8 protein-coding genes and 1 pseudogene are annotated in these 9,245 nt (G+C 68.1%); 4 read left to right on the plus strand and 5 right to left on the minus strand.

Annotated elements, in window-relative coordinates:
- Positions 1-51 precede the first annotated feature (51 nt).
- Both gshB and L0976_RS09395 read left to right on the plus strand, forming a co-directional pair.
- The gene (gene gshB / locus L0976_RS09390; protein WP_203317280.1) at positions 52-996 is read left to right on the plus strand and encodes a glutathione synthase; all 945 of its coding nucleotides are present in this window, start codon (positions 52-54) and stop codon (positions 994-996) included.
- A 246-nt stretch (positions 997-1,242) separates the two neighbouring features.
- Positions 1,243-2,775, plus strand: a complete 1,533-nt coding sequence (locus L0976_RS09395; RefSeq protein ID WP_234187049.1) for a YifB family Mg chelatase-like AAA ATPase — start codon at positions 1,243-1,245, stop codon at positions 2,773-2,775.
- A 118-nt stretch (positions 2,776-2,893) separates the two neighbouring features.
- On the opposite strand, the gene L0976_RS09400 is transcribed toward L0976_RS09395, so the two are convergent.
- The 3 genes and pseudogenes from L0976_RS09400 to L0976_RS09410 form a co-directional block, all read right to left on the minus strand.
- Positions 2,894-3,289 (minus strand): VOC family protein, encoded by a 396-nt coding sequence (locus L0976_RS09400; protein ID WP_234187050.1) that lies wholly within the window; start codon positions 3,287-3,289, stop codon positions 2,894-2,896.
- Between the two features lie 65 nt (positions 3,290-3,354).
- Entirely contained in the window at positions 3,355-4,323 is a 969-nt protein-coding gene (gene cysK, locus L0976_RS09405; RefSeq protein WP_234187051.1) for a cysteine synthase A, read from the minus strand.
- A gap of 83 nt (positions 4,324-4,406) precedes the next feature.
- Positions 4,407-5,034 (minus strand): annotated as a pseudogene (locus L0976_RS09410) (LysE family translocator).
- Between the two features lie 152 nt (positions 5,035-5,186).
- On the opposite strand from L0976_RS09410, the gene L0976_RS09415 reads away from it, so the two are divergent.
- Positions 5,187-5,819 carry a LysE family translocator gene (locus L0976_RS09415; protein WP_234187052.1) on the plus strand — a complete coding sequence of 211 codons (633 nt, stop codon included), beginning with the start codon at positions 5,187-5,189 and terminating at the stop codon, positions 5,817-5,819.
- Here L0976_RS09415 and L0976_RS09420 read toward each other — a convergent pair whose 3' ends face one another.
- A complete protein-coding gene (locus tag L0976_RS09420; RefSeq protein ID WP_234187053.1) occupies positions 5,820-6,704 on the minus strand; it encodes a GNAT family N-acetyltransferase in 885 nt (294 codons plus the stop codon). It lies immediately after the preceding gene.
- Between the two features lie 4 nt (positions 6,705-6,708).
- Entirely contained in the window at positions 6,709-7,182 is a 474-nt protein-coding gene (gene dut / locus L0976_RS09425) for a dUTP diphosphatase (RefSeq protein WP_234187054.1), read from the minus strand.
- A 93-nt stretch (positions 7,183-7,275) separates the two neighbouring features.
- Between dut and L0976_RS09430 the strand changes: the two genes are divergently transcribed.
- Positions 7,276-8,856: a peptide chain release factor 3 gene (locus tag L0976_RS09430; RefSeq protein WP_234187055.1), complete on the plus strand. Its 1,581-nt coding sequence runs from the start codon at positions 7,276-7,278 to the stop codon at positions 8,854-8,856.
- Positions 8,857-9,245 lie beyond the last annotated feature (389 nt).

Below are 9,245 nucleotides of genomic sequence, written 5' to 3' on the forward strand. Positions count from 1 at the left end.
CTTCGTGCCCGCCGCATCCTAAATGTGTCGGGCACTCCCAGGGGATTTTTCATGGCTGAGATCAAGAACGTCGCGGTCCAGATGGACCATGTGTCGACCATCAACATCGCGGGCGATTCCACCTTCGCCATGAGTTTCGAGGCGCAGAGCCGCGGCTACCGGCTCTTCCACTACACGCCGGACCGCCTGAGCCTGCGCGACGGCAAGGTCTACGCCACCGTCGAGCCGATGGAGCTGCGCGACGTCAAGGGCGATCACTACACGCTCGGCGCGCCCGAGCGTGTCGATCTGTCCACCATGGACGTGGTGCTGCTGCGCCAGGACCCGCCCTTCGACATGGCCTACATCACCTCGACGCACCTGCTCGAGCGCATCCATCCGAAGACGCTCGTCGTCAACGATCCGGCATGGGTGCGCAACTCGCCGGAAAAGATCTTCGTCACCGAATTCGCCGACCTGATGCCGGCCACCCTCATCACCCGCGATCCCGCCGAGATCCGCCGCTTCCGCGACGAGATGGGCGACATGATCCTCAAGCCGCTCTACGGCAATGGCGGGGCGGGCGTCTTCCATTCCACGAAGGACGACCGCAACCTCTCGTCCCTGCTCGAAATGTTCGGCCAGATGTTCCGCGAGCCCTTCATCGCCCAGCAGTACCTGCCGGACGTGCGCAAGGGCGACAAGCGCATCCTCCTCGTCGATGGTGAGCCGGTGGGCGCGATCAACCGCGTGCCCGCCGAGCACGACAGCCGCTCCAACATGCATGTCGGCGGCCGCGCGGAGGCCACGGACCTGACGGCGCGCGAAAGGGAAATCTGCGCCCGCATCGGCCCGGCGCTGCGCGAGCGCGGCTTCCTCCTCGTCGGTATCGACGTCATCGGCGATTACATGACGGAGATCAACGTGACCTCCCCGACCGGTATCCGCGAGGTCAGGAAATTCGGCGGTGCCGACATCGCCGCTCTCCTGTGGGACGCCATCGAGAAGAAGCGCTGACGGCGCCTGGCGGGCCGCCCGTTCGCGAACGGCCCGCCTTCGTTCCGCGAATGCAACCGGGTGCAACCGTCGCGCGGAAAATTCCCTCGCAAGTTCCTTGATTGTTCTTGTTTCATTCCGCATTCCGTGCCAGATTTGCGGCTGCAACCCAGAGGCGGCGGCAGAGGCCGTCTTCGGCGAAAAAGTGTTTCGGTGTCCTTGTGCGCCATGAGCGACGCATGATGCCGTGGAGCGGGTGGGGCGGTCATGGTGGCACGGGTCGGTACGATTGCGTTTCAGGGTATCGAGGGCGTCCCGGTGGACGTCCAGGTCATGGTCGCGCCCGGCAAGGTGGGCATGCAGATCGTCGGCCTGGCGGACAAGGCGGTGGCAGAGAGTCGTGAGCGGGTGCAGGCGGCCCTCCACGCCTCCGGCCTCTCGCTGCCGCCCAAGCGCGTGACGGTCAATCTGGCGCCCGCCGACCTGCCGAAGGAAGGCAGCCACTACGACCTCGCCATCGCGCTCGGCCTGATGATGGCGCTCGGTGCCGTGCCGGGCGATGCGCTGGACGATTACCTCGTCATCGGCGAACTCAACCTCGACGGCACGATTGCGCCGGTTGCGGGGGCGCTCCCCGCCGCCATGGGTGCGAACGCGCTCGGCAAGGGCCTCGTCTGCCCGGCCGAGAACGGGGCGGAAGCGGCCTGGGCGGGCAGCGGCCTCGATATTCTCGCCCCGCGCAGCCTCATCGCGCTCGCCAATCACTTCAAGGGCACGCAGGTCCTGTCGCGGCCGACGCCCGCCATCCGTGCCCCCGCCGCCGGCCTGCCGGACCTTGCCGATATACGCGGCCAGGAAAGCGCCAAGCGGGCGCTGGAGGTGGCGGCGGCCGGCAACCATAACCTCCTGATGGTCGGCCCGCCCGGATCGGGAAAGTCCATGCTCGCCGCGCGCCTCGCCGCCATCCTGCCGCCGCTTTCCCCGGCCGAGCTTCTCGAAGTGTCGATGATCCACTCCATCGCCGGCCAGCTTTCCGGCGGGCGCCTGTCGGACCGCCGGCCCTTCCGCACGCCGCACCACTCCGCCACCATGGCGGCCCTCGTCGGCGGCGGATCGCGGGCAAGGCCCGGCGAAGTCTCGCTCGCCCACAACGGCGTGCTCTTCCTCGATGAACTGCCGGAGTTTTCTCCGCAGGCGCTCGATGCGCTGCGCCAGCCGCTCGAGACCGGCGAATGCATCATCGCCCGCGCCAATCACCGCGTCAGCTACCCCGCCGCCCTCCAGCTCGTGGCCGCGATGAACCCCTGCCGCTGCGGCATGGCGGGCGAGCCGGGCCACACCTGCGCGCGCGGTCCGCGCTGCGTCAGCGAGTACCAGGCCCGCGTCTCCGGCCCGCTGATGGACCGCATCGACATCCGCATCGACGTGCCGGCCGTCTCGGCGACGGACCTCATCCGCCCCATGGCGGCCGAAGCCAGCGAAACCGTCGCCCGCCGTGTCGCCCGGGCCCGCGCATTGCAGGTCGACCGCTTCGCCCGCCTCGGCATGGCATCCGTGACGAGCAATGCCCGGGCCTCGACCGCCCTCGTCGAGAAGGTTGCCGAACCCGATCCCGGCGGCCTCCAGCTCCTGCGCGACGCCGCCGAGAAGATGCGCTTCTCCGCCCGCGGCTATCATCGCATCCTCAAGGTCGCCCGCACGCTTGCCGATCTCGACGAGGCGTCCATCGTCGGCCGCATCCATCTTGCCGAAGCGATCTCCTACCGCATCGCCGGCGACCGGCTGGTCGCCGCGGCCTGAGCACCGGTGGTCGAGGGACGAAGGGGTGCGTTTGAAAGACAGGCGTGCGGCCGCCCCGGTCGGTGGGGCTTGCGGATGGCCAGCGCTGGAAACGGTGTCGTGACGACGGGGCGCCGCCTCAGGTCGAGCCCTTGAACACGGCTTCCAGCCGGTGTCCGTCCGGATCGATGACGAAGGCGGCATAATAGGTCGGGCCGTAGTCGTGTCGCAGGCCCGGCGGGCCGTTATCGCGTCCGCCAGCCGCAAGCGCGGCCTTGTGGAAGGCGTCGACCGCCTGGCGGTTCGGCGCGGCGAAGGCGATGTGAAAGCCGGGGCCGGGCGCTGCGGCATCGCCGTGCTGCTTGAGGGCGAGCTTGTCGCCGCCGCCGGGCGGCCCATAGCCGATGGCCTGGCCCGGCTCGCCCGGCCGGATATCCGACCAGACACGACCATAGCCGAGCGGCGCGAGGGCTGCGTCGTAGAAGGCCGCCGTGCGCGCGATGTCGCGGACGCCGAGGGAAAGGTGGTGGAGCATGGGCCGTGCCGGGTCTCCTTGGCGGGAGCCCGTCGCGCAGGCGGGCCTGCGCGACGGATGCTTGTTCAGCCGCCGAGGCCCTCGAAGAGCGCGGTGGAAAGGTAGCGCTCGGCGAAGGAGGGGATGATGACGACGATGATCTTGCCGGCGTTTTCCGGACGGCTGCCGACCCTGGCGGCGGCGGCCAGTGCTGCGCCGGAGGAGATGCCGACCGGCACGCCCTCGAGCCGCGCGACGAGGCGGGCGGTTTCGAAGGCTTCGTCATTGGTCACGGTCACGACCTCGTCGTAGATCGCGGTGTCGAGGATTGCCGGCGCAAAGCCCGCGCCGATGCCCTGGATCTTGTGCGGGCCGGGATTGCCGCCGGACAGGACCGGGCTGTCGGCCGGCTCCACGGCGACCACCTTCACGCCGGGCTTCTTCGCCTTCAGCACCTGCCCCGCGCCGGTGATCGTGCCGCCGGTGCCGATGCCGGAGACGAGGATGTCGACCGCGCCCTCGGTGTCGTTCCAGATTTCCTCGGCGGTCGTCTTGCGGTGGATTTCCGGGTTGGCCGGGTTCTCGAACTGCTGGGGGATCACGGCGCCGGGAATGGTGCCCGCCAGTTCCTCCGCCTTGGCGATCGCGCCCTTCATGCCCTTCGGCCCCTCGGTCAGCACCAGTTCGGCGCCGAGCAGCGCCAGCATCTTGCGCCGCTCGATCGACATGGTCTCCGGCATGGTGAGGATTAGCCGATACCCCTTGGCCGCCGCCGCGAAGGCGAGCGCAATGCCCGTGTTGCCGGAGGTGGGTTCGACGAGCGTCGATTCGCCGGGCTTGATCCGGCCCTGCGCTTCCAGCGCCTCGATCATCGCCACGCCGATGCGGTCCTTGACGGAGGCGATCGGGTTGAAGAATTCCAGCTTGGCGAGAAGATTGGCCTTCACGCCCTTTTCCTTCGCGAACTTGTCGAGCCGCACGATGGGCGTATCGCCGACGGTCTCGGTGATGGAGGCATAGATGCGGCCGCGGCCGGGCTTGCGGGGTTCGGTCATTGGGGGCTCCCTCGGTTCACGTTGAACGAGAATGTAGGAGGGAATGCAGCCGGAGACGAGTCCGGATTTCGCGGTAAAAGCCCTCAAAGGGGAATATTCGGCTGGCGAACCGGCAAAAGCCGGCGCGGTCGAACCGCGTGCGTCGCGATCCAGGCCGCCGTTCCCGCAAGAATACCCGCCGCGCCGCGGTTGAGCCGCTTCAAGGCATCGGTTGCCTGAGAAGCAGCCGCGTGCGAGGCGAGCGCCATATGGGGGATGAGCACGCCTTCGAGCACCACGAAGGCCGCGGCGAGCAGCAGGCCGTAGTCCGTCGGGTCGATGGCGTTGGGGTCGATCAGCATTGGCACGGGCGCTCGGTCTTTGATTGACGGGCGTCACCGGCAGTCCGGACATGCCCATGCCGGCCCCTGCGGCAGGAGGTCGGTCGTCCAGCGCTTCCAGGCGATCTGGCCGAGATAGCGCGCGCCGGCGATATCAAACGGCATGAGGTCAGGTGAAGGCCCGCGCGATGAAGGCAAGGCCGGGGATGACCGATGTCGGGTAGAGCATGTCGCCGAGGATAAGGCCGGGCCCCATGAAGAAGGTCGGGCCGAACCCCGAACCGAGCGCGCGACGATCGCCGTGATGCTGCGACCCGGGAATGACAGCGGCGATGGGAGCGAGCCGGCGAGAGGGACGCCAATGGTGATGAAAACTCCGGGCATCCGGCATCTTCTACCGCCGCCCGCAGTTGCCGGTAAGGGTCGCCGTCTTGCCGCGGGAGCGGACGCCGGATAGTGCTTGGCATCCGCCGGAGCGATTCCGGTACGGGCGCGAAGCGGCCTTGCGGCCGCGGGCACCGAAAAATCAGGAGATGGAGCGCCATGCCCGATCCGGCCGGCCTCGCCGCCTTCGCCCTCATCGCGCTCGGCATGGTGCTGACGCCCGGGCCGAACATGGTCTATCTCGTCTCCCGCTCGATCTGCCAAGGGGCGGCAGCCGGTCTCGTCTCGCTCGGCGGCGTGGCGCTCGGCTTCGTCTTCTACATGCTTTCCGCCGCGCTCGGCATCACCGCGCTGCTGATGGCCGTTCCCTATGCCTATGATGCGCTTCGCCTTGCCGGCGCGCTCTATCTCGGCTGGCTCGCCTGGCAGGCGTTGCGTCCCGGCGGCCGCTCGGCTTTCGAGGTGAGGGCGCTGCCGCGCGACAGCCTGCGCAGGCTGTTCACGATGGGCTTGCTGACCAACCTCCTGAACCCCAAGATCGCGGTGCTCTACCTGTCGCTCCTGCCGCAGTTCATCGATCCCGCCAGAGGCGGCGTCTTCCTTCAGTCGCTCGTGCTCGGCGGTGTCCAGATCGCCATCAGCGTCAGCGTCAACGCGCTGGTCGCCGTGTCGGCGGGCTCCATCGCGACGCTGCTCGCCGCCCGGCCGCGCTGGATGCTCGTACAGCGCTGGCTGATGGGCACGGTGCTCGCCGGCCTCGCCCTGCGCATGGCGACGCAAGCGCGTCCCTGATCAGAACTCGGCCATCGGCGGCAGCGCGAAGGGCTTCGCGGGCCTGAGGCCGCGTTTCGTCCGAAGCATGAGGACCATGTCGCCCGTCCCGGCGACGGCCTTGCCCTCCCACGCCAGGCGGTCCGGCGCGAAATGGACGAGAACCCGCGCAGGGGCGATGCGAAGGCTGGCCAGAATATCCGCCAGATCGGGGATCTCTCCGCCGACGATATCCAGCAGCTCGAAGCCGCCATCCTGCCCGGCCTGCCAGGCGATGACGGTGTCTTCGTCCATCAAGTCGAGCCGCAGGTCCGGCATCAGCAAGGCATTGAAGAGAAACATCTCCGTCTGCCGGAGCGGGGCGAAACGATCGGATATCGGCCGGCGGCCGTCGAGCAGCCGGCGCAGCAGCGCGGCATCGGCCTTGCGCCCGGCCTCCAGCCGGCGGACCGGCAGCGCCCGTCCGCCGGTCGGCGCAGCTCCGGCAAAACGGTGCTGCGCCAGCGGCTCGAACCCGTAGCGCCCGTAGAGTTCGGGCGTATCGGTCAGCAGGACGACCGCCTCGAACCCTTCCGCGTCGCAATGCGCCAGCGCCGCCTCCATGACGTCGCGATAAAGCCCGCTGCCGCGATGGGACGGCCGCACGGCGCCCGATTGCAGGCCCGCCGCATGCACTACGGCGCCGTCCATGACGAGCGGCAGGTCGAAGGCGCTGATATTGGCGATGCAGGTGCCTGCCGCGTCGAACCAGGCGAAAGAAACGCCGGTTGGATCCGGCCCGCCGAACTGGTCGAGCACGGTCACGTCGATTTCGAAGACGTCTTCCAGCAGGCCGGCGACCGCGCGCCATGTGACTGGGTCGGCGACGGGGCCGGAACGGAAGGAAAGACCTCGACGGCCGGGCATCGCCTCAGCGGACGCCGGTCGAGCCGAAGCCGCCTGCGCCGCGCGTGGTCTCGCTCGCTTCCGTCGCCTCACGCACCGCGACCTGCGTCACGGGGGCGATCACCATCTGCGCGATGCGCATGCCGCGCTCGATGACGAAGGCCTCCTCGCCGAGATTGACGAGCAGCACCTTCACCTCGCCGCGATAGTCACTGTCGACGGTGCCGGGCGTGTTGAGGCAGGTGATGCCGTGCTTGAAGGCAAGGCCGGAGCGCGGCCGGATCTGGCCCTCGTAGCCATTCGGGATCTCGAAGACGAAGCCGGTCGGCACCAGCGCGCGTTTTCCGGGCTCCAGAGTGAGCGGCGCATCCGCTGCTACGGCGGCGCGAAGGTCCATGCCGGCGGCGCCTGAAGTCTCGTAGGCGGGTAGCTCGATGCCGTCGCCATGGGGCAGGCGGACGAGGGAAAGCGTGGGCTGGGAGGGGGCGTGCGCGTTCATGCGCCCATAAGCCGGCGCGCGGCGCGCCTCGTCAATTGCGCTTTTTCGGCGGAGCCTGTAAAGACCCCGGCAACTCACAGGATATTGCAGAAAATGGCCGAAACCCTTGCCGAGGCGGTCTCCCGCCGCCGCACCTTCGCGATCATCGCGCACCCGGACGCCGGTAAAACCACCCTTACCGAAAAACTGCTTCTCTTCGGCGGCGCCATCCAGCTCGCCGGCGAGGTGAAGGCGAAGAAGGACCGCATCCAGACCCGCTCGGACTGGATGAAGATCGAGCGCGAGCGCGGCATCTCGGTCGTGACCTCGGTCATGACCTTCGAATATGACGGCAACGTCTTCAACATTCTCGATACGCCCGGCCACGAGGACTTCGCCGACGACACCTACCGCACGCTGACGGCGGTGGACGCGGCCGTCATGGTCATCGACGCCGCCAAGGGCATCGAGCCGCGCACGCTGAAGCTCTTCGAGGTCTGCCGCCTGCGCGACATCCCGATCATCACCTTCGTCAACAAGATGGACCGCGAGAGCCGCGATCCGTTCGAGATCCTCGACGAGGTGGAGGAAAAGCTCGCGCTCGACACCGCCCCGGTCACCTGGCCGGTCGGCCGCTCGAAAACCTTCTGCGGCTCCTATCACCTCGCCGACCGCACCTTCCGCGGCTCGGACACGCAGGTCCAGCCGACGCGGATTGACGATGCGGCCGAGGTCGCAAAGCACCTGCCGGAAAACGAGCGGGACGCCTTCATCGAGGAGATGGAGCTTGCCCGCGAGGCCTGCCGCCCGTTCGACCGCGAGGCCTTCCTCGAAGGGCACCTGACGCCGGTCTTCTTCGGCTCCGCGCTCCGCAATTTCGGCGTGCGCGACCTCATCAACGCGCTCGGCGCCTTCGCCCCGCCGCCGCGCGACCAGGTGGCGGACGTGCGCAAGGTCCACGCCTCGGAAGACAGGATGACGGCCTTCGTCTTCAAGATCCAGGCCAACATGGACCCCAACCACCGCGACCGCATCGCCTTTGCCCGCGTCTGCTCCGGCATGCTGGAGCGCGGCATGAAGGTTCGCCTTGCCCGCACGGGCAAGACCATCGGCCTCTCGGCCCCGCAGTTCTTCTTCGCCTCGCAGCGGCAGCTTGCCGACACGGCCTATGCCGGCGACGTGGTGGGCATCCCCAACCACGGCACGCTGCGCATCGGCGATACGCTGACGGAAGGCGAGGCGCTGGTCTTCGAGGGCGTGCCGAACTTCGCCCCCGAAATCCTGCGCCGCGTGCGGCTGGAAGACGCGATGAAGGCCAAGAAGCTGAAGGAGGCGCTCCAGCAGATGGCGGAAGAGGGCGTCGTGCAGCTCTTCTCGCCGGAGGACGGCTCGCCCGCCATCGTCGGCGTCGTCGGCGCGCTTCAGCTCGACGTGCTGAAGGAGCGGCTTTCGGCGGAATACGGCCTGCCGGTCTCCTTCGAGATGTCGCGCTTCTCAGTCTGCCGCTGGATCTCGTCCGACAGCGCCGCGGAGCTCGACAAGTTCGTCACCCAGCGCCGCGGCGATATCGCCCGCGACCTCGACGGCGACCCGGTGTTCCTGGCGCAGGACGCCTTCTCGCTGCGCTACGAGGCGAAGCGCTACCCGGCGATCAAGATGGTCGCCATCAAGGAATATCACGTCACCAAGGCGTGACGGGCTCGGCGTTGGCCCCTCAATCCCGCCTGCCGGCCACCTCTCCCCACAGGCGGGGTCACCATCGCATGTGGAAGGAAACCGTTGCCTCGTTCCCCTTCTCCCCGGCGGGGAGAAGGTGCCGGCAGGCGGATGAGGGGGATGCCGAAGGCAGAAAGAAAAGTTTCTCTTTGCCACCCCCCTCATCCGATCCTTCGGGCCACCTTGTTCCCGAGGGGAGAAGGGAAGAGCGGTAGCGTCGAGTTCCATATACAATAGCCCTGCCACGTGCGGGGAGAGCGACTGTCTTGTCAGTCAAGCGCTTTGCCATGGTTTTCCGTCCCGGATGATGGCGTTGAGGATGGTGAGGAGCTTTCGCATGGTCGCGACGATGGCGACGATCTTCGGCT

The sequence above is a fragment of the Shinella sp. NM-101 genome, from assembly GCF_021401195.1.
Lineage (GTDB): Bacteria > Pseudomonadota > Alphaproteobacteria > Rhizobiales > Rhizobiaceae > Shinella.